Raw genomic sequence first — 23516 nt, 5'->3', positions numbered from 1 at the left:
GCAGAGGAGAATCCATGAAAAGGGCAACGAAATTCCTGTTCGCGGCGGCCGCCGCCACGCTGTTCGCGGGCGCGGCGAGCGCCCAGACGGCAGCGGCCAGCGCGCCGACGACCACCGGAGATGCCGTATCGGTGCACGGCGACCGGCCGGGTCCGGTCTATAACCGCCGCATCTTCGGCCAGTTTGCCGAGCATCTGGGCACCGGCATCTATCCGGGCATCTGGGTGGGCAAGGGCAGCAAGATCCCCAACATCAACGGTTATCGCCGCGACGTCATCGACGCATTGAAGGCGATCCGCGTCCCCGTCATCCGCTGGCCGGGCGGCTGCTACGCCGACGAATATCACTGGCGCGAAGGTATCGGTCCGCAATCCAAGCGCCTGACCAAGGTCAACACCAACTGGGGTGGCGTGACCGAGGACAACAGCTTCGGCACCAACGAATTCATGAACTATAGCGAGATGGTCGGCGCCGAGGCCTATGTTTCGGGCAATGTCGGCTCGGCCGCGCCGTCCGAAATGGCCGAGTGGGTCGAATATATGACCTTCCCGTCCAAATCGACCTATGCCGAGGAGCGCCGCAAGAACGGCCGCGACCGCCCATGGAAGCTGGCCATGTTCGGCATCGGCAACGAGCTGTGGGGCTGTGGCGGCAATATGCGTCCCGAATATGCCGCCGACGTGACGCGCCGCTATTCGACGTTCCTGAAGGTGCCGGCGGGCGAAAAGCTGATGAAGATCGCCAGCGGCGCCAACAACGACGATTATAACTGGACCGAAGTGATGATGCGCGATGCGGGCTCCGCGTTCGACGGCATCGGCGTCCATTATTACACCGTCCCCGGCTCGTGGGCGAACAAGGGCGCGGCGACCGGCTTCGACGAGGAGGCCTGGGCCCGCACCCTGTCCAAGACGCTGAAGATGGAAGAGCTGCTGACCCGGCACTCGGCGATCATGGACAAATATGATCCGAACAAGCGGGTCGCGCTGCTCGTCGACGAATGGGGCACCTGGTATGATGTCGAACCCGGCACCAATCCGGGCTTCCTCTATCAGCAGAACTCGCTTCGCGACGCGGTGGTGACGAGCCTGAACCTCGACATCTTCGCCCGCCACGCCGACCGGGTGCGCGGCGCCAACATCGCGCAGATGATCAACGTCCTCCAGGCGATGATCCTGACCGACGGCGCACGCATGGTGAAGACGCCGACCTACTGGGTCTTCGACATGTACAAGGACTATCAGGACGCGACCGTCCTGCCGGTCGACGTGCAGTCGCGCTGGTACAACAAGGACCAGTGGGTGATGAAGGCGGTCAGCGCCTCGGCCGTGCGGGACAAGGCGGGCGTGGTCCATGTCGGCCTGACCAATGTCGATCCCAACCAGCCCACGACCGTCTCGGTCAAGCTGGACGGTCTGAACGCCGCCCAGGTGTCGGGTCGTATCCTGACCGGCACGGCGATGGACGCGCACAACACCTTCGACGCGCCGAACCAGGTCACGCCGCAGCCGTTCAACGGCGCGACGCTGTCGGGCGGCATGTTGACCGTGCAGATCCCGGCCAAGTCGGTCGTGATGCTGGACCTGCGCTGATGTGGTGCCGCGCCGGGGCGCTGTTCGCCGCCGTCCTGCTCGCCCCAATATGGGGAACTGCGACGGCGGGGTCCGCCGCGCCCCGGCGCGACCTTTCCTGGAATGCGCCGGGGGCGGGCAATCCGCTGCTTCCCGGCTATTTCGCCGACCCCTCCATCGTGCGCGATGGGGGGCGTTGGTACATCTTCGCCACGATCGACCCGTGGGGGGATGACCGTCTGGGCCTGTGGACCTCGGACAATGGCCGCGACTGGACTTTCTCCCAGCCCAACTGGCCGACAAAGCAGGCCGCGACCAGCCCGACCTCGGGCGATGCGAAGGTCTGGGCCCCCTCGGTGGTCAAGGCACCGAATGGCCGCTGGTATATGTATGTCTCGGTCGGCAGCGAGATATGGGTCGGCTCCGCAGCCTCTCCGGCGGGTCCCTGGGCCGATGCCAATGGCGGCAAGCCGCTGATCGCGCGCGACTTCGCGCCCGCCTATCACATGATCGATGCCGAGGCGTTCGTCGATGATGACGGCCAGGCCTATCTCTATTGGGGATCGGGGCTCAACTGGGTCAACGGGCATTGCTTCGTCGTGAAGCTGAAGCCCGATATGGTCCATTTCGACGGCGCGCCGAAGGACGTGACCCCGGCCAACTATTTCGAAGGCCCCTTCATGGTGAAGGAGAAGGGGCGATACCTGCTGACCTATAGCGACGGCAACACGACCAAGGACACCTACAAGGTGCGCTATGCGGTCGGATCGTCGCCGATGGGGCCCTTTGTCGAGGCGGCGAACAGCCCGATCCTGGAAACCGATGCGGGCAAGCAGATCATCAGCCCGGGCCATCACGCGATCTTCGCGGATCAGGGGCGGTCCTACATCCTCTATCACCGCCAGGCGCTGCCCTTCGTCATGGGCGGCGAGCGGGTGTTGCGGCAGGTGGCGGTCGATCCGCTGAACGTACGTGGCGATGGCCTGTTGGAGAAAGTCCGGCCCAGCCATGATCCGGTGATCCCGGCCTTCGCGGCGCATCGGACACGGGGCTTGCGCTGGACCGGCAAGGGTGCCGATGCGCTGGCGGCGGACGATAACTACGCGACCGCCTGGCGGCCGGACGCCGGTCAGCCGCCGGTGCTGACCGCCGACCTGGGCATGGTGCGGACGTTGCGCGAAAGCCGGGTGCGTCCGGCCTTTGCGATCCAGCCGCAGGATCTGCGGATCGAGGCGTCGGTGGACGGCAAGAGCTGGCGTCAGGTCGCCGCGGAGACGGGGGTGAGCGGCTCGCCGATCACCTTGCGCCATCCGGGCAAGGCGCGCTTCCTGCGCATGACGGTGCAGGCCAACGAACCCGCGATCCTGGAATGGTCGATCTTCTGATGCCTTGAGCCCCTCCTCCGGGACGGGGGAGGGGTTTGGGGAGGGGAGGTGCCACGGGCGATGGTCTCGGTGAGACTCCTTTCCCTCCCCCCATCCCCTCCCGCCTGCGGGAGGGGTGTGTCTTGGGTGAGCTTTCGCAGTTTATCCGACGCTCCTCACACCCCCTTGGGCAGCGCAAACGCCATCGTATAATCCCCATAACGCGTGCCCAGCGCGCCATGCCCGCCGGCGGTGATGACGACATATTGCCGCCCGTCGCGCCCGCGATAGGTCATCGGCGTCGCCTGTGCGCCTGCGGGAAGCCGTGCACGCCACAGGACCTTGCCGCTCTTCAGGTCATATGCGCGCAGATACTGGTCGGTCGTCGCGCCGATGAACACGATCCCGGACGCGGTGATGATCGAGCCGCCCAGATTGGGCACGCCGGTCTTGATCGGCACGCCCAGATGGCTGCCGAACAGGCCGGTGTCCTGCGCGGTGCCCAGTATCTTTTTCCACACGACCTTCTTCGTATTGAGGTCGACCGCGGTCAAATGGCCCCAGGGCGGCGCGTTGCACGGCGCGCCGAACGGGCCGATCCAGGCGGCGACCACCGCGACATAGGGGGTGTTGTACTGGGTCTGGAGATTGGGCTCGCGCGCATTCTCGCCGCCCTTTTTCTTTTCCATATAGGATTTCACGCGCGGATCGTCGCGGCGCATCAGCCAAATCTTGAACGGCATCTCCATCGTGTTGACGGTGAAGACCTGCCGCACCGGATCGAGCGCCGCGCCGCCCCAGTCGGTGACGCCGTCGAACGCGGGATGGCCGATGATCGGCTTCAACCCCGTCGGCTGATAGATGCCGGTGCCCTGCGCGCGGCGAATGTCGATCCGGCAGAACAGCTGGTCGATCGGCGTCGCGCCCCAGGTCGCCTTTTCGGTCGGGGCGGGCGGGGTGAAGGACGGCAGGCCGACCGACCATGGCTGGGTCGGCGACACCTTCACCCCCGGCGTCGCACCGTCCTGACGCGCGGGCCGCTCGACGATCGGGGTGATGGGTGCGCCGGTCAGGCGGTTGAGGAAATAGACCTGGCCCATCTTGGTCGTCTGGATCAGTGCCGGGATCGTTTGTCCGTTCGGCGCGCGATAGTCGAACAGCGACGGGCCGATCGGCAGGTCCATGTCCCACATGTCGCGGTGGACCAGCTGGCGGACCCAGCGCAGCTTGCCGGTGGCGATCTCCAGCGCGACGATCGCGGTGCCGAACCGGTCGTCGAACGGCCGTCGCCAGCCGATCCAGTAATCGGGCGAGGCATTGCCGGTACCCAGATAGACCAGGCCATTGGCCGGATCGGCGGTCATCGCGCCCCAGACATTGGGCGTGCCGCGCGTATAGGTCTGCCCCTCGGGCAAGGGCGGGATCGCATCGGGCGACCGGCCGACGTCCCAGGCCCAGATGCCGGCGCCCGTTACGGGATCATAGGCGCGCACGACGCCGCTGGGGATGTTGCGGTTGACGTTGTCGACGATCCGCTCACCGACGATCAGGCGGCCGTTCGCGACCACGGGGGGCGAGGTGCTGATCTGGTCCGCCGGGCCCGACACGCCCATGTTGCGGCGCAGGTCGATGCCGCCATTCGTGCCGAAACCGGGGCAGGGCCGCCCCGTATCGGCATCCAGCGCCATCATGCGCGCATCGAAGGTCGGCGCGAAGATGCGGCGCGGGCAGGGCGTGCCCGCCGGGGCCTGGTAAAAGGCGACGCCGCGACAGACGAGATAGCTGTTGCCCTGGCGGCTGACCTGATCCCTCCAGGTCCATTTGGTCCGCCCGGTCGTCGCGTCGATCGCCTGGACGATCGAATGCGGGGTACAGGTATAGAGCGTGTCGCCGATATGGATCGGCGTCGCTTCGGAATGATATTCGCGCTTATGCTCGACCGCTTCCGCGCGGTCGGGCAGGTCGCCGGTCCGCTGGGTCCAGGCAAGTTCCAGCTTGCCGACATTGCCCGGCGTGATCTGCGACAGCGCGGAGTAGCGCTGGCCCGACAGCGTGCCGCCATAATCGGTCCAGTCGCCGACCGGTGCCCGTGCCGCGACCGGCAACCCGGCGGGGAGGGCGGGGTCCTGTGCCTCGGCCGGGCGGCTGCGCAGCACCGGCACCGCGATCAGCAGCGCGACGATGCCGAGCATGGCGGGCACCGCGCGGGTGCGGACGCGGGGCATATGCATCCCGGCAATCAGCCAGGGCAGGATGACGAGGATGAGGAGAACGGTGGGCGCGACGACGCGCGGCACCAGTTGAAGCGGGTCCGGCCCCACTTCCCACAATGCCCAGACGATCGTCGCCAGCCAGATGACGACATATAGCCAGCGTCCGCGCGGATCGCCCCGCCCGATCCATGCGCCCGACAGGATCATCGCCAGCCCGGTCACGACATAATAGGGCGAGCCGCCGATCAGCGCGAGATAGCCGCCCGCCACTGCAAAGAAGCCACCGAGCAGGGCGAGCGTCCAACCCAGGATTTTTGCCAAGATCCGACCGAGCACGCACCCCTCCCTTTTGACTGTAACAAAAGATTGCTGGGGGATGAACGCGTCGGAACTTGCTTGGTTCGGCGCGGCCGTCGAGAGAGGCAAATAATCGGGGTTCGCACAGGGGGCGGGGTGATATGGCGACGATGGAGATCGACATGGCTCGGGGTGTCCTGGCCCCCTATCTGTCACGCTGGATCGCGCCCGATGGCTGGGTCCATCGCCGCTATGACCGGCCGCGCGTATCGGGGACGGTGCGGCGCGGGCGTCTGCTGTTTCAGACGGGGCGGGCCGACATGATCGAGAAATATGGCGACGCGATCGATCATTTCCGGGCGCAGGGCTGGGACGTCAGCGCCTTCGACTGGCGGGGGCAGGGCGGCTCGGGGCGGCTGACCGGTGACGGCACCGGGCATATCGACCGGTTCGAGCAGTTGGGCGAGGATCTTGCCGCCTTTCATGCCGCCTGGGTCGATGAGGCGCCGGGGCCGCATGTCGTGCTGGGCCATTCGATGGGCGGCTTCGTCACGCTATCGGCGCTGACTGTGGGCATGATCGCGCCCGATGCGGTGGTGCTGGTCGCGCCGATGCTCGCGCTGCGCTCGCCGGTCGGGCAATGGGCGGGCGCGCGCTTTGCCCGCTGGCAGGTCGGGCGCGGCGATCCGGCTCGCCCTGCCTGGCAACGGCTGGAGACCGACGCGGCGGCGCGCGCCCGGCAGAAGCGGCTGACCCATGACGTGGCGCGCTTCGCCGACCAGCAGGCCTTTCGCCGCGAATGGCCCGAACTGTGCCTGGGATCGCCCAGCTGGCACTGGGTGGCCGAGGCGTTTCGCGCGACGGCGGCGCTGCGCCGCGATCCGGGGCTGGCGCAAATCCAGGTGCCGGTGCTGATGCTGGTGGCGCTGGCCGACCGACTGGTCGATGCGCGCGCCGCAGGACAGGTCGCCGCGCGCCTGCCGCAGGGGGAGCTGGTCGCCTTCGGCCGGGACTGCGCGCATGAGATCCTGCGCGAGGCCGATCCGATCCGCGCCAATGCCCTGGCCGCGATCGACGCGTTTCTGGCGCGGCGGGTCTAAGCGGCTATTTAGCGCCGCAACGCACCGATCCGCCGCCCGTGACCCGGCATTTGGGGGAGCCCTCGACGATCACGCGACCCAGGCCGTTATTGCCGATGGTCGCGGTATAGCGTGCCCGCGCGCCGATCTCGCCCGCACCCTCCAGCGTGACGGACAGGTCGCCCGCATCCAGCCCGCTGGCCGCCAGCGCGACCGGACCGTTGGCGAGCAGCCGGGCACGGCCCACCCGTCCGCCGCCGATGCCCAGCCGGGCGGGGCCGAACAGCGTCGCGGTCAGTTGATCGCCGTCCGCCCGCTCGACCTGAATCTCACCTGCGCCTGTGATCGACAGCGTCATGGCGCTTCCCTTCAGCGCCTGCGCATTCACCTGCGCCCCGCCGATGACGGTGATGGCCGAGAGCGGCGGCGCGGTCAGCGCAAACGTGACGGGCGTCGTGCTGCGCACCGGCCCGCCATCCGCCGCCACCCGCCGGACGACGAGCACGCCGTTGGACAGCCGCGTCTCGACCGCGCGCAAAGCCTCGGCATCGCCCGATACCATGCCACGCGGCGAGGGGCCGGTGGTGATGGTCACGCGAAACGGCCCCTCGACGCGCAGCTTGTCGAAGCTGCTCAAGTCGACCCGGCGCTCTGCGGCCAAGGCAATGGCAGGCAGTGCGGCGAGGATCAGCGACAGGGTGAGGGCGGGGCGATGGAGCATGACGCCACCTTCGCCCCGTCACCGCCGCCCCGCAACCCGGATCAACGACCGCAGCGCGCCGAGCCCGACCCCATCTTGTTGACGGTGCAGGTCGATTGCGGGCCCAGATCGGCGCTGCCCGAGCCCATCAGGTTGACCTTGGCCGGACCTTCGACCCGCGCCGTGACATTGCCCGAGCCTGCGATCGAGACATCGGCCTGGCGGGTGCGCAGTCCGGTCGCGCGGACATCGCCCGACCCGGCGACGCCGATCTTCAGCGTATCGGCGGTGCCGCTGGCACTGATCGAGCCCGACCCGGCAACGCCCAGATCGGCATGGCCGACCCGCATCGCGCCGATGACCAGGTCGCCCGACCCGGCGATGCCGCCATGGAATCGTGGCCCCTCGACCCGGTCGACCGTCATCCGACCCGATCCCGACACGCCCGCATCGGCGAGGCGCGGCAGGGTGACGAGGATCCGGACCGGATTGCCCTTCGACCAGCCCCAGTGAACGCCGTTCTTGCGGCCGATGCGCAGGGTCGTGCCGTCGCGCTCGACCTGCAACTGGTCGAGCGTGTCCGCCGGACCCTCCGCCCGTACCGAGTAATCGCCGCCGACCCGGACCTCCACCGGATCGCTGCCGTGCAGGTCGACGCCGGTGAAGTCGCGTGCGGTAAAGCTGCGGACATTGCCCGATCCCTGCGCAGGTACGACGTCGCCTTCGTCCGAAGACCAGTCGAACGAACAGGCGGCGGTGGGGATCGCGAGCACCGCGACGGCGATCAGGGGCAGGCGTAAGGATCGGATCATGGAACGGCCTCCTTGTGTGTTGTCCAAGCAATACACAAGGAGGCGGGCACCACGCAAATGAAAAGGGGCGGCACCGCATGGCACCGCCCCCTTTCGCCTCGGTCGAACCGACGCCGCTGGTCAGGCGGCGGGCTTTTCCTTGTTGTAGATGGCCGCGGCGGCGCGCAGGATTTCCAGGATCTTCTCCTGGGCGCGGGGCTCGTCCACCTCTTCCATCGCGGCGAGTTCGCGCGCGAGGCGGCTGGTCGCCGCTTCGAAGATCTGCCGCTCGGAATAGCTCTGCTCGGGCTGGTCGTCGGCGCGGAACAGGTCGCGGACCACTTCGGCGATCGACACCAGGTCGCCCGAGTTGATCTTGGCTTCATATTCCTGGGCACGGCGCGACCACATGGTGCGCTTGACCTTGGGCTTGCCCTTCAGGGTTTCCATCGCCTCGCGCATGGTCTTGTCCGAGGACAGCTTGCGCATGCCGACCGACTCGGCCTTGTTGGTGGGAACGCGCAGCGTCATGCGTTCCTTTTCGAAGCGCAGCACATAGAGTTCGAGCTGCATCCCTGCGATTTCCTGCTTTTGCAGCTCGATCACGCGGCCCACGCCATGCTTGGGGTACACGACATAGTCACCGACGTCGAAGTGGAGCGCCTTGGCAGCCATTGGGGGCCTTTCCGGATCAAAGGCCTTCGCACGAGCGCCGGACGAGCGGAAATGAGTCCACTGATCTCATCGGCCTCGGGAAGGAAGGGTCGAACACATCAAGGCGGGCGGTCGCGAAAACAGCTAAGCCCGTCGCGGGACTATATAGCATGGTCGCAACAAAATTACCAGCATATCTGCGGGCTAGGGGAACCTTCGGGCGCAGGCGGTCGAGGCATGGTCCATGCTGACCGCCTTCCCTCCTCTTCCTCCCCTGTAAGGGGAGGGGGACCATGCGAAGCATGGTGGAGGGGTATCCCCGTCATCGAGAGGGTGACACCCCTCCGTCAGGCCTTCGGCCTGCCACCTCCCCTTGCAGGGGAGGAAAAGTTTATATCAGTCGCCCTTGCCGGGCACGTTCCGATCAGTCGCCCTTGCCGGGCTCCGGGCTGAAGAACTGGTCGTACTTGTTCTCGACGCCCTTCATCGCGTCGGCGTCGGGCGGCGTCTGGTCCAGCTTGCGCGTGACGTTGGGCCACTGGGCGGAGAAGGTGTTGTTCAGCTCCAGCCACTGTTCCAGCCCGCTCTCGGTATCGGGCAGGATCGCCTCGGCCGGGCATTCCGGCTCGCACACGCCGCAGTCGATGCATTCAGACGGGTTGATGACGAGCATATTCTCGCCCTCGTAGAAGCAGTCGACGGGACACACCTCGACACAGTCCATATACTTGCAGCGAATGCAGGCATCGGTGACGACGTAGGTCATGACAACTCCCAAGGTACGAACGCGTGCTGCTATGCCGCGTATGGCGATCCGTCAACGCTTGAAACCGGGGAAGTGACCAGATCGCAGTAACAGGCGCGCCCCTCGGCAGGCGGTCCGCGCCGGACGGGCAGCGATTCCACCCGCAGGACGCGGACGTCACCCGCCTGTGCAAAGGTCAGGATGCTGCCCACCCGGACCGGCGCATGGGCGCGATCGATCGCGCGGCCGTCCATGCGGAAATGCCCGTCGCACGCCATTTCCCGTGCCCGCTCCCGCGACTTGGCGATCCGCGCCCACCAGAGGAAACGGTCGAGCCGCATCGACTCAGGGGCGGGGGCACGGGTGCTCATAGGGTGGGACGGTCCTTTCGGGAGGAAAAACCCATAAATCTTCTACCACCCCGGCGAAGGCCGGGGTCCAGGTGCCAAATGGGCGGGTGGCGCGCCACCACGTTCACCGCAACTGGGCCCCGGCCTCCGCCGGGGTCGAGGCATAGGCAGGGGTCACGGTGTCCGCCCCCAGTCGGCGAGCGCGGCAAAAGCGTTGCCGGGGCTGGCCGCGACGCGCGGGGCGGGGCGGGCGGGTGGTCGACCGCGCCAGATCCAGCGGGCTGGTTCCTTCTCTCCGCCCCGGATCTTGCGAAAGCCCAGATCGCCCATCAACCGGTCAAGCGTCGCCGCCTCCAGCCCGATCGAGGTGGCGAGCGCGGCGTCGGGGGTGAACGGCCCGCGCCCGACCCGTGCGTCATGCGCGGCGCGCGCGATGCGTTCGACCAGATCGATGCGTACCGCCTGCTCGCCCAGCGGCCGGAAGCCCGAGGCGACGGTACGCCCCGGCTCGTCGCGCTTCAGGATGGTCGCGCCCGGCCGGGGCAGCGCCGGGCTTTGTCCCCATAGCGTCATCAACGTGCGCCGCCACGTGGCGGCACCGGGTTTCAGCAGGCGCGGGTCGAAGACGTCGAGCGTGCCGATGGTGATGCCCAGCCCGCGCAGACGCCGCCGCTCGTCGGGCGATAGGGCATCGATCATCAGGCGTAGTGGCTGGCGCGGCGCGATGCCGCCCGCATCCTCCAGCGCGGCGGCGACGGCGCGGATCGCCGGTGACGCCTTGGCCTCGCGCGCCAGCCCCGCCAGTCTGACGAGTGCCGGTAGTTGCCGGTCGAGCGAGCGCGCCAGCCATGTCTCCAGCCGCGCCTTCACCTGATCGCGCTGGAGCGGGGCCAGGCAATCGAGGTCGCGTTCCAGCCGCAGGACCGGCCGCCCCAGCGACGAACCCGAGGTCAGCCGCGCGACGCCATGCCCGTCCCAGACCAGCCGGTCCTCCCGAAGCATGAACGCGTCATGCTCGGCGGCGATCAGCGCCTCGGCGCGGCGCGACCGCTCGGTGCCCAGCCGCTTTTCGGCCGCGGCGAGCAGCAGCCGCTTGTCATTGGCTCGCGCGCCCGCCTCGACGGTGAAGCGAAACCCCTCCAGCCGGCCGATGGGGTGATCCTCGACCAGCACCTCGCCCTCCGGCCCGATGGTGACGGGCAGCGCGCCCGCATCCGCGCCGATGCGGCGGATCAACGCGGTGGTGCGCTTGTCGACGAAACGCTGGGTCAGGCTGGCGTGAAGACCGTCGGACAGCCGCTCCTCGATCTCGCGGGTACGCTCGGCCCAGTGGCGCGGATCGGCCAACCAGTCGGCACGCTGCGCGATATAGGCCCAGCTGCGGATCGCGGAGAGGCGGCCCGCCAGCGTCTCGACATCGCCCGCCATATTGTCGAGCCGCGCAATTTCGTCGGCGAACCACTGGTGCGGGACATGGCCGAGGCCTTCGGACAAATGGCCGAACACGCGCGAGACGAAACGGGCATGGGGATCGATGCCGACTTTGCGGAAGTCGGGAATGCCGCACGCCGCCCACAGCCGCGCGACCATGGCGGGGCGCCGCACCCGGTCGCGGACCCAGGGCTCGTCGGCCAGGCGCTTGAGCACCTGCAAATCGGTGGCGAGCGGCGCGGCGCGCAGCACGCCGGGTTCGGGCCTGCGCTCCAAGGTCTTGATCAGCGCGTCGATGCTCGACAGGTCGGGATCGCCCTCGCGCCAGAAGAGATGGTCGAGCCGGGGGAAGCGATGCTCCTCGATCGCCAGCACTTCCTCGGGCAGGAACGAGTCCGGCCCCTCCTCGGCCAGCGCGCCGAAGGTGCCGTCGCGGTGGTGTCGCCCCGCTCTCCCGGCGATCTGCGCCATCTCGGCCACCGTCAGGCGGCGACGGCGGCGACCGTCGAACTTGTGGAGCCCGGCAAAGGCGACATGCGCGACATCCATGTTGAGGCCCATGCCGATCGCATCGGTGGCGACGAGGTAATCGACCTCGCCCGCCTGGAACATCTCGACCTGCGCATTGCGGGTGCGCGGGGACAGCGCGCCCATCACCACCGCCGCCCCCCCGCGCAGACGGCGCAGCATCTCTGCCACCGCGTAGACCTCCTCGGCCGAGAAGGCGACGATCGCCGAGCGCTTGGGCAGGCGGCTGATCTTCTTGGCACCCGCATAGGTCAGCGTGGAGAAGCGCGGCCGGGCGATGATCTCGGCATCGGGGACCAGCGCGCGGATCATAGGTTTCAGCGCCTCGGAGCCCAGGATCATCGTCTCGTCGCGGCCGCGCACATGCATCAACCGATCGGTAAAGACATGACCGCGCTCGGGATCGGCGCCCAGCTGCGCCTCGTCCAGCGCGACGAAGGCGACATCGCGGTCGGGCATGGACTCGGCGGTGCACAGGAACCAGCGCGCGTCGGGGGGCACGATCTTTTCCTCGCCGGTCACCAGCGCGACCTGGTTCGCGCCCTTCAGCGCGACGACCCGGTCATAGACCTCGCGGGCGAGCAGGCGGAGGGGAAAGCCGATGATGCCGCTGGAATGCGCGCACATCCGCTCGATCGCGAGGTGCGTCTTGCCGGTGTTGGTCGGCCCGAGAACGGCCGTCACGGCGCCCGATACGCGGCTTGTCATGCCCCCTACATCGGGCTTCGCGCGCGCGGTTGCAACGGCATGGGGCAAGATCGTCGCCAGCCCACGACATTTGTGCCGGTCCGGCCACGTCTTGCCGCAGCATCGGGGCGGTGGGGCGCAGCGGCTTTGACTTTGGCGGGCACGATCGACACCGCAAAATGCTGTGCGCCGGGGGGAATCGGCGACGCTGTTCGACGATTTCACGGAAACGCATTCCACCGATGTTCCTTGCCACCGACGAAGCCCTGTTAATGACCGGCGGCACAGCCGTGCGTCCGCAAGGCGTGACCTTCCCGCCCGCCCGGACGACTGTCTGGGCGCGCTGGCGCCAGGCCGCGCGCGATACCGACTGGGTGCCCGATCTGGGCGCGCGGATCGGCAGCCGCGACTGGTGGCGCGGCCTGGTCACCTGCTCGGCGCTGTGTGCCGCGACGATCGCGATGGCGCCCCGGCTGGAACGGCCGATCCTGGGGGTCGCACCGGAGCCGCTGACCGGTGAGGCCTGGGCGAATGCGCGGGCACAGGCGATCGCGCCGATCGCGCTGGGCGCGGACAGCGGACGGCGCATGGCGGCGGGCGACCTGGTCACGCATCTCGCCGAAGCGCCCGAGCGGCCGATGGTCGAGCTGTCGGCGACGGTCGGCTCGGGCGACCGGCTGGCCCGCGTGCTGCAACGCGCCGGCGTCAGCCGGGATCAGGCCCGCGACGCCGCCGAGCTGGTCGAACAGGCGGCGGGGGGCGAGGCCATCGCGTCGGGCACCCGTGTCGCACTGACCCTGGGGCGGCGGCCGAGCCGGACGGTCGCGCGTCCGCTGGAAGCGATGAAGCTGCGCGCGCGTTTCGACCTGGCCGTCACGCTGACCCGTACGCCCAAGGGGCTGGAGATGACGCAGACGCCGATCGCGATCGATCGCACGCCGCTGCGCCTGCAGGGTCTGGCCGGTTCGAGCCTGTACCGCTCGGTCCGCGCGGCGGGCGCGCCGGCCAAGGCGGTCGAGGGCTATATCAAGGCGTTGTCGGCGCGCATGTCGGTCGGCCGCGACGTGAAGCGGTCGGACAGTTTCGACCTGATCATCGAGCGCGAGCGTGCCGCGACCGGCGAGACGCGGCTGGGCAAGCTGTTGTTCGTCGGGCTGAACCATGGCGGGCGCAAGACGCAGCTCGCCCGCTTTCCCGACGACGAGGACGGCCAATGGTATGACGTCAACGGCCAGACCGAGCGGCGCGGCGCGATGAACATGCCGGTCGCGGGGCGCATCACCTCGTCCTACGGCAAGCGGATGCACCCGGTGCTGGGCTTCATGCGGATGCACAAGGGGACCGATATCGGCGCGCCTTACGGGACACCGATCCATGCGATCATGGACGGCGTCGTCCAGTTCGCCGGACGCTCGGGCGGTTACGGCAATTTCGTCAAGCTGACCCATTCGGGCGGCATCGCGAGCGGCTATGGCCATATGAGCCGCTTCGCCGTGCGGTCGGGCGCGCATGTTCGCCAGGGCCAGGTGATCGGCTATGTCGGCTCGACCGGCATGTCGACCGGCCCGCATCTGCACTGGGAAGTGTGGAAGAACGGCGCCGTCGTGAACCCGCGCACGCTGAACCTGTCGAGCGTCGCAGTCCTGTCGGGCGCCAAATTGCGCGCGTTCCGCCGTGAGGTGCAGAACCTGTTGGCGGTGCGGCCGGGGCGGTAAGACCGCACACGCCCGCCCACTCCCACCTCCGTTCAGCCTGAGCGAAGTCGAAGGCCAGGGGATGACTTGGCCAAGAGCGGAATGTGCACTTCGACTTCGCTCAGTGCGAACGGCCGTGGGGTGAGACTGGCTCTTACTTACCCGCCGCGCGCCAGCGGGCGACGGTGTCGGCCACCATCGGCGCCCCGCGGGCGGGCTGTGCCCAGAGCGCGGTGATCCTCATGTCGTTCGATGCGGGGCGTTTGCCTTCGTCCAGGTCGACGAAGCTGGCGCGCATCGGGAACGTCACGCCTTCGCCGCACAGGATCGCCTCGCGGTTGCGCAGCGCCGAGATGGTGTCGAGCAGCCCGCGCCCGCCCTCGGGCATGGCCGAGCGGACCACCGCCTGATCGCGTTCGTTGTTCAGGCGCATCGCGATGATCGTACCGCATTGCGACAGCACGCCCTCGGCCAGGTCGGACGGACGCTGGGTGACGAGGCCCAGCGAGACGCCGTATTTGCGCCCCTCCTTGGCGATGCGCGACAGGATGCGGCCGACCGCCGAATCCTGTTCGGCGCGGGCGGGGATGTAGCGGTGCGCCTCTTCGCAAACCATCAGGACCGGGCGGCGCTCGGCCGGGTGCGACCAGATGGCATGGTCGAAGATCATCCGCGCCAGCATCGCGACGACCACGCTGGTCACGTCCGACGGCACGCCCGACACGTCGATGATCGAGATCGGCCGCCCCTCGCCCGGCAGGCGCAGGATGCGGCCCAGGAAGGACGCCATGGTATCGGCCACCAACATGCCGGAGAACATGAAGGCATAGCGCGGATCGCCCTTCACCTCGTCGATCTTGGACTTGATCCGCAAGTAAGGGGCGATGTCGCCCGCCCGCTCCAGCTTGCTCATCTCGGCGGTCAGCAGGCTGGTGAGGTCGGACAGCAGATAGGGGATGGGCGTATCGACGGTGACGCGCGGCAGGTCGGCGGCGGCGCGGCTGCGCATCCGCGCGGCGAGCAGGCATTTGGCAAGCACGTCGGCATCGCTCTGGCGATCGGCCGGGCCCGACGAGAGCAGGATCTCGCAATGCTCCGCGAAGTTCATCAACCAATAGGGCATGCGCAGATTGCCGACATCGTGGATCTCGCCCGCGTCGCGAAAGGCGGAGGCATACTCGCCGTGCGGGTCGATCATCACGATATGGCCGCGCGGCGCCAGTTCGCAGATCCGGTGCAGGATCATCGCGGTCGCGGTCGACTTGCCGGTGCCGGTCGACCCCAGAATGGCGAAATGCCGCCCCAGCAGCGCGTCGACCGCCAGCGTGGCGGGTACGGTGCGCGCGGGATGGACGGTGCCGATGGTCACGGTCGTGGTGTCGCGATTGCCGTGGATCCCGGCCAGTTCGGCATTGGTGATCGCATGGATGGTCGCGCCGGGCATCGGATAGGAGGTGACGCCGCGACGGAAACCGCAAAGCTCGCCACTATAGGGGTCGCGCATCCCCTCGCCCATCAGGTCGATCTCGGTCGCGATGGCGGCTCCGTCGCCGGACGGGTCGAGCGACAGCGAGCGGATGGTGCCGATGATCCAGCGATCGTCGCGCTTGATCTTGACCGGCATCGCCACCTGCCCCGCCGCCGCCAGCACCGGGTCGCCATGCCCGGCCAGCGCGGTCACCGCCTGACGGTCGAGCACGATGCGCCCCGTCGATCCGGCGATGCCGAGCAGCCAGCCGATGACCGGCGTGTCGTGCGGAGTGGCGACGGAATGTTCGGCGGCGGGGGCGGGCGAAAACATGAAAAGCGATACCGTCCGGTCTTTCTGGAGGATGATATCGTTAGCAGCCGATCCTTAAGATGCCGTATCTCAAGGAAATCAGATCCGCCGCGCGATCCAGCCGGCGGTCCAGCCGAGGAGGATCGACAGCGCCACCGCGGTCAGGCCATAGGGGATGGCGGCGCGGTCGGCGGCGCGCGCGACGAAGCGTTCGAACCCCGATTTGCGAATATCGATGTCCCGCACGGCGGCGGCCAGCACGCGGCCGTCGCGGATCAGGAAGGTTTCGGCGGTGAAGCGTCCCACCGGCACGCGCGCCGGGATGGTGACGCGGGCGCGGTAGAGGACGTCGTCGGTGATCTCGACGGCGCGCGGCGCCTCGACATACAGGCCGGAGCGGCGGCGCTGGTCGACCAGCCCCGCCTGGAAACGCGCCTGGACATCGGCGGGCGCGCTGGAGGCGGGGGAGAGTTGCAGGCTGTCCAGCCCGAGCTCGTAAATGGCGCGGGTGCGGTCATCGACGATCCGGTCGATCGGCCGGGACGAGGCGATGGCGTAGAAGGACGGCGCCGACTGGTAACGCAGCCGCCCGGCATTGACCCACAGCCCGGCGATCTTCCCCTTCTCGCGGATCAGGATCGACTGGGTCGGGCCCTTCACCACCACGACGATATCGGTCGGCCGGTTGTCCTGCGGCGCACGCCCACCGGGATAGAGGATCGCGCCGAACAGCAGCAGTTCGGCACCGGTGAAGCTGTAGGCGATCTGGATGTCGCGTTGCGACACGTCGGGGACCAGCACTGGCTTGGCCTGCGCCATCAGCAGCGGCGACGCCAGCGCCAGCGCGGCGGCGGCACGTTTCACAGCGGCTGCACCGTGAAGATTTCCTCGGGCCGCCACACCAGCCCGAGCAGGATACGAATGCCGACCAGCAGCACGATGACCGCCAGCGCTAGGCGCAGATATTCGGGCTTGGCATTGGTGGCGAGCTTCGCGCCGATCTGCGCCCCCGTCACCGACCCGACCAGCAACAGCCCGGCCAGCACGATATCTACCGCCTTGGTCGTCGTGGCATGGACCATCGTCGCGACGGCGGTGACGAACAAGGTCTGGAACAGCGAGGTGCCGAGCACGACGTTGGTCGCCATGCCCAGGATATAGATCATCGCAGGGACGAGGATGAACCCGCCGCCGACCCCCAGCAAGATGGTCAGGATGCCGGTGAAGAATCCCAGCATCAAAGGTGCCAGCGGCGAGATATACAGGCCCGAGGCATAGAAGCGGGTGCGGAAGGGCAGGGCCGCCACGACCGGATGATGCCGCCGCCGCGCCGCGCGCTGTGGCCGTCCGCGACGCTGCGCAATGATCGCACTTGTCGCCTCGCGCGCCATGACCGATCCGATCCACCCCAGCATCAGCACATAGACGATGGCGATGACCGTATCGATCTGGCCACTCGCCTGAAGCAGGCGAAAGATCCAGGCACCCGCGAACGACCCGACGATGCCGCCCGCGACCAGGACGCCACCCATCTTGGTGTCCACGCCGCCACGCCGGAAATGGGCGAACACGCCCGACACGCTGGCCCCCGTCACCTGGCTGGCGGCGGAGGCGGCGGCGACGGTCGGCGGGATGCCATAAACGATCAGCAACGGCGTGGTCAGGAAACCGCCGCCCACCCCGAACATCCCCGACAACAGGCCCACGCCCGCGCCCAGCGCGATGATGACCAGCGCGTTGACCGACAGGTTGGCGATCGGAAGATAGAGATCCACCGCCGCTTTATAGCCGCATGGACCTTTCGGAACAGTGTCGATGGCTCAGAAATCGCCCGCCAGGCTGAGCGCTGGGCCCGAGCCGGGCGCGGCACCGCCCGCCACCCGCTGTCGCCAGTCGAGCGACAGGCGGACGCGTCGATTCCCGACCGGCACCGCGACCCCCAGGGTGGGACCGAAATCCAGCCGCTGCGCACCTCGCTGCGCCCCGCCCCATAGCCCGATACCCAGGTCGAGGCCGGGGGCCAGCGGCACCGCCACGCGCATCGCGCCGTCGGCAAAGGGCTCGATCCGATCGCGCACCACCACGCCGCCCTGGGCATAGGCGGTGAGGGTCAGCCCGGCGGCGACCGGGCGGGGGCCGATGCCGGTCACGGCCAGCAATGCCGTCCCGCCGGGTCCCCGATCCAGTGCCACACGCCGTTCGACCAGCACGCGCACCGGCACGGTGTGAGAGGGCTGCCAGTCGAGACCCACCCCCATCTCGCGCCCCACGCCGCTTGCCGAGGCGGACAGGCGCAGGCTCGCCGACCATGCACCGCGCGAATCGAGGCGGCGCAGCAGGCGAAGTCCCGCCTGACTGCCACCCAGCTGCCCACCCGGCGTCAGCGCGTCGCCGCCCTGTCGGGCCACCGCCCATATCCCAAGACTCCAGCGGTCCGGCCGCGAAGGCGTGTCGGGCCAGACAGGGGCGATCGACGCTGGCGCGTCGCGCAGGATCGGCGGGGGCATGATCGGCTCGATCGCCTCCGCGCTGGTAAGGGAAAGCAGGGGGCGTGCGTGCACCATCGCTCCGCCTGTCGGGCGAAGCACCGGCTTCCGGCGCAACGGCTGCCACGGCCCAGCTGCCGCCACTCTGCTCGAAGGCCTCCGCGCATGGCGGCGCGGCGGGGCGGGCGTTGCGGGCGGTGCGGCTTCGGCCGCCGCCGCGACCGACAGGCGGCCCGCCTGCTCCAGGCCGGCCTCACCCGGCAACAGGAATGCCACCCGCCCCAGGGTCCACAACGCCAATATACCCCCCAGGAAACGGATCGGCCGTCCGCTCATGACCGGGCGGGGAGGTCGGGAAACTGGTGATCGGTCTTGTCCCAGGTCAGCGGTCGTCCGCGCAGCATCAGCAGATAGCGGACCATCGCCCGCGGTGCCGCCGCCAGCGCCACGAAATTGCCGACGACGAAGCGCGGCAGCGACCACAGCGCCTCGTGCCAGCCATAAGCCTGCCCGGTAAAGACCATCCGCACGCCCAGCCGCCACCAGAGCAGCATGGCGTTGACCGCGATCAGCCCGCCGAGCAGCGGATCGGTCACCGGCAGCGCGGCCCCGCGTGCCCAGCACAGGATGATCACCACCGCCTCGGCAAACAGGCCGAGATAGGCGGCGGCCAGGACCAGCATGGCCAGCGGCGCGCGCCGGTCGCGCGACCGCCACCAGTGATCGCCGATCGCCCAGGTCCGGCCCCATCCCGTCCGGTCCCAGCCGACCAGCGCGATGCCCGTCATCCACCGCGCCTTCTGCCGGACGGCGGCGGGCAGGGTGGCGGGAAAATAGGCGCGCACCGCCACCACGCTGCGCGGCGGACCATCGGCGACCCGCGCGAACAGCCCCTTGCCGCCCAACTCGGCGATCCGCAGGCCCAGTTCGTAATCCTCGGTCAGGCTGCTCGCATCGAACGGATCGCCGCCGCGCCGCCGCGCAATCTCACGCAGCATCGCGGGCGCGATCGCGCAGCCGGTGCCCGCCAGCGGCAATCCGGCGCCCAGCGCGGTGCGCACGACCAGCTGCTTGATATGGCTTTCGGCAAACTCGTCGGCATAGTGGCCCGACACCAGTCGCGATCCGGGGGCGACCAGCGGCAGGACCGGCAACTGGACCACGGCGCGTCCTTCGATCAGCGAATCGAAGACCAGCAGTTCGTCGGCATGCACCACATCCTCGGCATCGTGCAGCACCACCGCCCGGACCGCAAAGCCCTCGTCCCGCGCATCGCGTTCCAGGGCATGCCAGACCGCATTCAGACAGTCCGCCTTCGTCGTCGGGCCCGGACGTGGTCCGATGACCAGCCGCACCCGTGGGTCATGCTCGGCAACGTCCGCCGCCGCCGCGATGGTCGCCGGATCATTGGGATAGAGCCCGACATAGATACGGTAATCGTCGCGACGCAGCCGGGCGAGCGCATTGGCCAGCATCGCGCCGATCACGGCCGATTCGTCCCAGGCGGGCACCAGGATCACCATGCGTCCCGGCGTCTCAGGCGCGGGCAGCGCCCAACTGCGCAGCGGTGTGGCAGGCCCACGGGTCAGGCGACGCGTGAAATAGATCAGGTCGACGAGCAGGTCGTCGATCCCGCCAAGCAACAGGCCCGCACCCGCGAACAGCAACAGCTCGCGCGCAACGATCGCGATCCCCCCGATGACCCCGTCCAAGCGGCAATCTCCCCTTTGCCGGGACCGAGCCTGACCGACCGCGCAGGCATCTTCAACGCCAAACTTCGGCTCATATCGGGAGAGACGCGGGAAGCGGATGAATATGGAAGCCATTCAGCCGCATTTTCAGCGGGACGCGCGCGGGGCGGTTGCGTTGTTTGCTGCGGCGCAACATATGGGTGGGGAAAGGATTCCATGATGGCGCGGACATTTTCCCCCGGCATCGTCCACACCGCGCTGGCGGTGGGCGGCTTTGCGATCGGCACGACCGAATTCGCCGCGATGAGCCTCGAGCCCGATCTGGCACGTGGCCTGGGCATCGATGCGCCGATGGCGGGACATGTCATCAGCGCCTATGCGCTGGGCGTGGTGGTGGGCGCGCCCCTATTGGCGGTGCTGTCGGCCAAGGTCGCGCGTCGGACGCTGCTGATCGTGCTGATGCTGATGTTCGCGGCAGGCAACGGCCTGTCGGCGATGGCACCCGATTATCACTGGATGCTGTTCTTCCGCTTCCTCAGCGGCCTGCCGCACGGCGCCTATTTCGGGATCGCCGCACTGGTAGCGGCCTCGCTCGTCCCCGAATCGCGGCGGACGGTGGCGGTCGGGCGGATCATGCTGGGGCTGACCGTCGCGACCGTTGTCGGCGTGCCGTTGGCGCAGATGCTGGGCCAGTGGCTCAACTGGCGCTGGGTGTTCGGCGTGGTCGCGGGGCTGGCCCTGTTGACCGCGACCTTGGTCTGGATCGCCGCGCCGCACGACCGCCCCGACGAGGGGGCGAGCATCCGTCGCGAGCTGGACGCGCTGAGCAAGGGGCAGGTCTGGCTGACGCTGGCCATCGGCGCGATCGGTTTCGGCGGCATGTTCGCGGTCTATACCTATCTGGCGGCGACCCTGACCGAGGTGACGGGGGCGTCGGTAGCGATGATCCCGCTCGTGCTCGCCGTGTTCGGGCTGGGCATGACGATCGGCAATATCGTGGTGCCGCGCTTCGCCGACCGTGCGTTGATGCCGACCGCCGGGGCGCTGCTGCTCTGGTCGGCGGCGATGCTGGCGCTCTATCCCTGGGCGGCGGGGAGCCTGTGGACGATCCTGCCTGTCGTCTTTGCGATCGGACTGGGCGGCGCGCTGGGCACCGTGCTCCAGACGCGATTGATGGACGTGGCGGGCGAGGGGCAGGGGCTGGCCGCGGCGCTCAACCATTCGGCGTTCAACACCGCCAATGCCATCGGGCCCTGGGCGGGCGGTCTGGCGATCGCCAATGGCCTGGGGTGGACCTCGACCGGCTATGTCGGCTGCGGGCTGGCGCTGGGCGGTTTTGTCATCTGGCTGATCGCGATGCGCGTGTCGCGCGGGCAGGTCAGCGTGCCAGCGGATCGATCGAATCGTCCGGTGCTGCTGCACTGAGGCTTTTGGCCACGGCCTCGACCCGTTCCATGACGCGCAGGATATTGCCGCTGGTCAGCCCGGCGAGATCGGCGTCGCTCCAGCCGCGCCGGACCAGTTCGGCCAGCACCAGCGGATAACCGTCGACGCCGGTCATCCCCTCCGGCCCGGTGCCGTTGATCCCGTCATAATCGCCGCCGAACCCGACCGCGCCGCGCCCGGCGATGCGGGCGACATGCTCGATATGATCCGCCACCATCGTCGCCGTCACGTGCGGAGCAGGGTGCTGCGCGTCCCAGGCGATCAGCGGCGCGGGGCTGCGCGGGCCGTAGATATTGGCGGGCACGCCGACCGACCTGGCATAGGCGGTACGCGCTGCATCCCAGGCCCGCCAGTCGGTGGACAGGAAGGCGGGGTAGCAGTTCACCATCACCACCCCGCCGCTCGCGCCGATCCGGCGCAGCATGGCATCGGGAATGTTGCGCGGTGCATCGGCCAGCGCGCGGGCGTCGGAATGCGAGGCGATGACCGGCGCCTTGCTGACGTCCAGCACCGCCGCCATCGTCGCGTCGGAGACATGCGCGACATCGACGATCATGCCGATCCGGTTCATCTCCGCCACCACCGCGCGGCCAAAGGGGCTCAATCCGTTGGCGATGGGCGTATCGGTGGACGAATCGGCCCAAGCCAAGCTGCGACCATGGGTCAGCGTCAGATAGGCGACGCCCAGCGCCTTGTACTGGCGCAGCACCGACAGCCGCCCGTCGATCTGATGCCCGCCCTCGACCCCGATCAGCGAGGCGACCCGGCCTGTGTGGGACAGGCGGCGGACATCCTCGGCTGTGCGCGCCATCGCGAGTCGCTCGGGGTGCGCGGCGACAAGGCGGTGAACGCGGTCGATCTGTTCCAGCGTCATCTCGACCGCGCGCGGGCCGGTGACATCGGCGGGAATCCATACCGACCAGAATTGCCCTCCGACCCCGCCACGTTTCAGTCGGGGCAGGTCGGTCTGCAGCGGATGGGGCAGGGCGGTGGTGTCCGTGGCCAGCGCAGGCGATTCGGGCGGAACGCCGGTGTCGCGCAACTCCCAGGGCAGGTCGTTATGCCCGTCGACAATCGGCGCGCGGGCGAGGAGCGACTCGACCCGGCGCGTAATGGCCGGATCGGCCGCCTGCGCAAGGAGCAGTGCGATCAGCATGTCGGTCGCTGCTCGAATTGGATGAGAGTGGTGTCGGCGGGCCGCTCGGTCGTTTCGACCCGGTCGACCCGCGCGGTGGGAGGTCCCGATTCGGCCTCAGCGACGATCCGCGCGATCTTGTCCTCAGGGCCCTGCACCACCGCCTCGACCGAACCGTCAGCCCGGTTGCGGACCCAGCCGGTGAGCCCGAGCGACTCGGCGCGACCGAGAAACCAGTAGCGATACCCGACGCCCTGCACGCGCCCGGTAATGCGAAGATGACGACCGACCATGGCCAAGATTGTCGCGCGGGCGGGCGGGAAAGGGAAGGGTAGGCTGAATTCCTCCCCTTGCAGGTGAGGAAAAACCTGTTCGCGCAGAGGCGCGGAGGACGCAGAGAGATGGAGAACACTTCTTCTCCGCGCTCTCTGCGCCTCTGCGCGAACCAAAACTGCCTCACACCTTGCCGGTCAGCTCCGGCACGACGGTGAACAGGTCGCCAACCAAGCCGATATCGGCGACCTGGAAGATGGGCGCGTCCTCGTCCTTGTTGATCGCGACGATGACCTTGGAGTCCTTCATCCCCGCCAGATGCTGGATCGCGCCCGAGATGCCGACCGCGACATAGACTTCCGGAGCCACGATCTTGCCGGTCTGCCCGACCTGATAGTCGTTGGGGGCATAGCCTGCATCGACCGCGGCACGGGAAGCGCCGACGGCGGCGCCCAGCTTGTCGGCAAGCGGGTCGATCAGCGCGTGGAACTGCTCCTCCGAGCCCAGCGCGCGACCGCCCGAGACGATGATCTTGGCGCTGGTCAGTTCGGGCCGGGCATTCTCGGCCTTTTCCGCACCGACGAAGCGGGACTTGGCCGTA

20 protein-coding genes are annotated in these 23516 nt (G+C 68.5%); 5 read left to right on the top strand and 15 right to left on the bottom strand.

Annotated features, from left to right (window positions below; translation table 11 throughout):
* Nucleotides 1–14 precede the first annotated feature (14 nt).
* The gene (locus tag U1703_RS13600) at nucleotides 15–1592 is read left to right on the top strand and encodes an alpha-N-arabinofuranosidase (protein WP_332786107.1); all 1578 of its coding nucleotides are present in this window, start codon (nucleotides 15–17) and stop codon (nucleotides 1590–1592) included.
* Nucleotides 1592–2956 carry a family 43 glycosylhydrolase gene (locus U1703_RS13595; RefSeq protein WP_332786106.1) on the top strand — a complete coding sequence of 455 codons (1365 nt, stop codon included), beginning with the start codon at nucleotides 1592–1594 and terminating at the stop codon, nucleotides 2954–2956. The genes U1703_RS13600 and U1703_RS13595 overlap by 1 nt, the downstream gene beginning before the upstream one ends.
* 155 nt (nucleotides 2957–3111) lie before the next feature.
* On the opposite strand, the gene U1703_RS13590 is transcribed toward U1703_RS13595, so the two are convergent.
* A complete protein-coding gene (locus U1703_RS13590; protein WP_332786105.1) occupies nucleotides 3112–5484 on the bottom strand; it encodes a membrane-bound PQQ-dependent dehydrogenase, glucose/quinate/shikimate family in 2373 nt (790 codons plus the stop codon).
* Between the two features lie 143 nt (nucleotides 5485–5627).
* Between U1703_RS13590 and U1703_RS13585 the strand changes: the two genes are divergently transcribed.
* The gene (locus U1703_RS13585) at nucleotides 5628–6545 is read left to right on the top strand and encodes an alpha/beta fold hydrolase (RefSeq protein WP_332786104.1); all 918 of its coding nucleotides are present in this window, start codon (nucleotides 5628–5630) and stop codon (nucleotides 6543–6545) included.
* A 4-nt stretch (nucleotides 6546–6549) separates the two neighbouring features.
* Here the strand turns inward: U1703_RS13585 and U1703_RS13580 are convergent, their stop codons facing one another.
* The 6 genes from U1703_RS13580 to U1703_RS13555 all read right to left on the bottom strand — a co-directional run bounded on the left by U1703_RS13580 (nucleotide 6550) and on the right by U1703_RS13555 (nucleotide 12431).
* Complete coding sequence (locus tag U1703_RS13580; RefSeq protein ID WP_332786103.1) at nucleotides 6550–7245, bottom strand: GIN domain-containing protein; 696 nt, start codon at nucleotides 7243–7245, stop codon at nucleotides 6550–6552.
* A gap of 41 nt (nucleotides 7246–7286) precedes the next feature.
* Nucleotides 7287–8036 carry a head GIN domain-containing protein gene (locus U1703_RS13575; protein ID WP_332786102.1) on the bottom strand — a complete coding sequence of 250 codons (750 nt, stop codon included), beginning with the start codon at nucleotides 8034–8036 and terminating at the stop codon, nucleotides 7287–7289.
* A gap of 120 nt (nucleotides 8037–8156) precedes the next feature.
* Nucleotides 8157–8690, bottom strand: coding sequence for a CarD family transcriptional regulator (locus U1703_RS13570; RefSeq protein ID WP_042486954.1), 534 nt, complete (start codon nucleotides 8688–8690; stop codon nucleotides 8157–8159).
* Between the two features lie 403 nt (nucleotides 8691–9093).
* On the bottom strand, nucleotides 9094–9435 hold the full coding sequence (fdxA, locus tag U1703_RS13565) for a ferredoxin FdxA (RefSeq protein ID WP_042486955.1): 342 nt from the start codon (nucleotides 9433–9435) through the stop codon (nucleotides 9094–9096).
* Between the two features lie 29 nt (nucleotides 9436–9464).
* A complete protein-coding gene (locus U1703_RS13560) occupies nucleotides 9465–9785 on the bottom strand; it encodes a S4 domain-containing protein (protein WP_320452808.1) in 321 nt (106 codons plus the stop codon).
* Nucleotides 9786–9938: 153 nt separating this feature from the next.
* Nucleotides 9939–12431 carry a helicase-related protein gene (locus U1703_RS13555; RefSeq protein WP_332786101.1) on the bottom strand — a complete coding sequence of 831 codons (2493 nt, stop codon included), beginning with the start codon at nucleotides 12429–12431 and terminating at the stop codon, nucleotides 9939–9941.
* A gap of 251 nt (nucleotides 12432–12682) precedes the next feature.
* Between U1703_RS13555 and U1703_RS13550 the strand changes: the two genes are divergently transcribed.
* A complete protein-coding gene (locus U1703_RS13550) occupies nucleotides 12683–14125 on the top strand; it encodes a M23 family metallopeptidase (RefSeq protein WP_332786100.1) in 1443 nt (480 codons plus the stop codon).
* Nucleotides 14126–14258: 133 nt separating this feature from the next.
* On the opposite strand, the gene U1703_RS13545 is transcribed toward U1703_RS13550, so the two are convergent.
* The 5 genes from U1703_RS13545 to U1703_RS13525 form a co-directional block, all read right to left on the bottom strand.
* Nucleotides 14259–15905: an ATP-binding protein gene (locus U1703_RS13545; RefSeq protein ID WP_332786099.1), complete on the bottom strand. Its 1647-nt coding sequence runs from the start codon at nucleotides 15903–15905 to the stop codon at nucleotides 14259–14261.
* Between the two features lie 78 nt (nucleotides 15906–15983).
* A complete protein-coding gene (locus tag U1703_RS13540; protein WP_443025815.1) occupies nucleotides 15984–16703 on the bottom strand; it encodes a TIGR02186 family protein in 720 nt (239 codons plus the stop codon).
* Between the two features lie 41 nt (nucleotides 16704–16744).
* Nucleotides 16745–17659, bottom strand: coding sequence for a sulfite exporter TauE/SafE family protein (locus U1703_RS13535; protein WP_320452803.1), 915 nt, complete (start codon nucleotides 17657–17659; stop codon nucleotides 16745–16747).
* Nucleotides 17660–17704: 45 nt separating this feature from the next.
* Nucleotides 17705–18670 (bottom strand): hypothetical protein, encoded by a 966-nt coding sequence (locus U1703_RS13530; protein WP_332786097.1) that lies wholly within the window; start codon nucleotides 18668–18670, stop codon nucleotides 17705–17707.
* Between the two features lie 32 nt (nucleotides 18671–18702).
* Entirely contained in the window at nucleotides 18703–20082 is a 1380-nt protein-coding gene (locus U1703_RS13525) for a glycosyl transferase family protein (RefSeq protein ID WP_332786096.1), read from the bottom strand.
* A gap of 198 nt (nucleotides 20083–20280) precedes the next feature.
* Between U1703_RS13525 and U1703_RS13520 the strand changes: the two genes are divergently transcribed.
* A complete protein-coding gene (locus U1703_RS13520) occupies nucleotides 20281–21486 on the top strand; it encodes an MFS transporter (RefSeq protein WP_320453178.1) in 1206 nt (401 codons plus the stop codon).
* Here the strand turns inward: U1703_RS13520 and U1703_RS13515 are convergent.
* The 3 genes from U1703_RS13515 to U1703_RS13505 form a co-directional block, all read right to left on the bottom strand.
* A complete protein-coding gene (locus U1703_RS13515; protein ID WP_332786095.1) occupies nucleotides 21440–22663 on the bottom strand; it encodes a dipeptidase in 1224 nt (407 codons plus the stop codon). The genes U1703_RS13520 and U1703_RS13515 overlap by 47 nt on opposite strands.
* Complete coding sequence (locus tag U1703_RS13510) at nucleotides 22657–22935, bottom strand: acylphosphatase (protein WP_332786094.1); 279 nt, start codon at nucleotides 22933–22935, stop codon at nucleotides 22657–22659. Before U1703_RS13510 ends, U1703_RS13515 begins: the two co-directional genes overlap by 7 nt.
* A 163-nt stretch (nucleotides 22936–23098) precedes the next feature.
* On the bottom strand, nucleotides 23099–23516 hold a 418-nt coding region (locus U1703_RS13505; RefSeq protein WP_332784730.1), incomplete at its 5' end, for an electron transfer flavoprotein subunit alpha/FixB family protein.

The sequence above is a fragment of the Sphingomonas flavida genome (assembly GCF_036663655.1).
Lineage (GTDB): Bacteria > Pseudomonadota > Alphaproteobacteria > Sphingomonadales > Sphingomonadaceae > Sphingomonas.
The sequence above is the reverse complement of the archived record's forward strand: the minus strand, read 5'-3'. Positions and strand labels throughout refer to the sequence as shown.

Bases quoted from the DNA above. Each gene is read 5' to 3' on its own strand.
- U1703_RS13600 (WP_332786107.1), top strand. From the start codon at position 15: ATGAAAAGGGCAACGAAATTCCTGTTCGCGGCGGCCGCCGCCACGCTG.
- U1703_RS13595 (WP_332786106.1), top strand. From the start codon at position 1,592: ATGTGGTGCCGCGCCGGGGCGCTGTTCGCCGCCGTCCTGCTCGCCCCA.
- U1703_RS13585 (WP_332786104.1), top strand. From the start codon at position 5,628: ATGGCTCGGGGTGTCCTGGCCCCCTATCTGTCACGCTGGATCGCGCCC.
- U1703_RS13580 (WP_332786103.1), bottom strand. From the start codon at position 7,245: ATGCTCCATCGCCCCGCCCTCACCCTGTCGCTGATCCTCGCCGCACTG.
- U1703_RS13575 (WP_332786102.1), bottom strand. From the start codon at position 8,036: ATGATCCGATCCTTACGCCTGCCCCTGATCGCCGTCGCGGTGCTCGCG.
- U1703_RS13570 (WP_042486954.1), bottom strand. From the start codon at position 8,690: ATGGCTGCCAAGGCGCTCCACTTCGACGTCGGTGACTATGTCGTGTAC.
- fdxA (WP_042486955.1), bottom strand. From the start codon at position 9,435: ATGACCTACGTCGTCACCGATGCCTGCATTCGCTGCAAGTATATGGAC.
- U1703_RS13560 (WP_320452808.1), bottom strand. From the start codon at position 9,785: ATGAGCACCCGTGCCCCCGCCCCTGAGTCGATGCGGCTCGACCGTTTC.
- U1703_RS13555 (WP_332786101.1), bottom strand. From the start codon at position 12,431: ATGACAAGCCGCGTATCGGGCGCCGTGACGGCCGTTCTCGGGCCGACC.
- U1703_RS13550 (WP_332786100.1), top strand. From the start codon at position 12,683: ATGACCGGCGGCACAGCCGTGCGTCCGCAAGGCGTGACCTTCCCGCCC.
- U1703_RS13545 (WP_332786099.1), bottom strand. From the start codon at position 15,905: ATGTTTTCGCCCGCCCCCGCCGCCGAACATTCCGTCGCCACTCCGCAC.
- U1703_RS13540 (WP_443025815.1), bottom strand. From the start codon at position 16,703: ATGGCGCAGGCCAAGCCAGTGCTGGTCCCCGACGTGTCGCAACGCGAC.
- U1703_RS13520 (WP_320453178.1), top strand. From the start codon at position 20,281: ATGGCGCGGACATTTTCCCCCGGCATCGTCCACACCGCGCTGGCGGTG.
- U1703_RS13515 (WP_332786095.1), bottom strand. From the start codon at position 22,663: ATGCTGATCGCACTGCTCCTTGCGCAGGCGGCCGATCCGGCCATTACG.
- U1703_RS13510 (WP_332786094.1), bottom strand. From the start codon at position 22,935: ATGGTCGGTCGTCATCTTCGCATTACCGGGCGCGTGCAGGGCGTCGGG.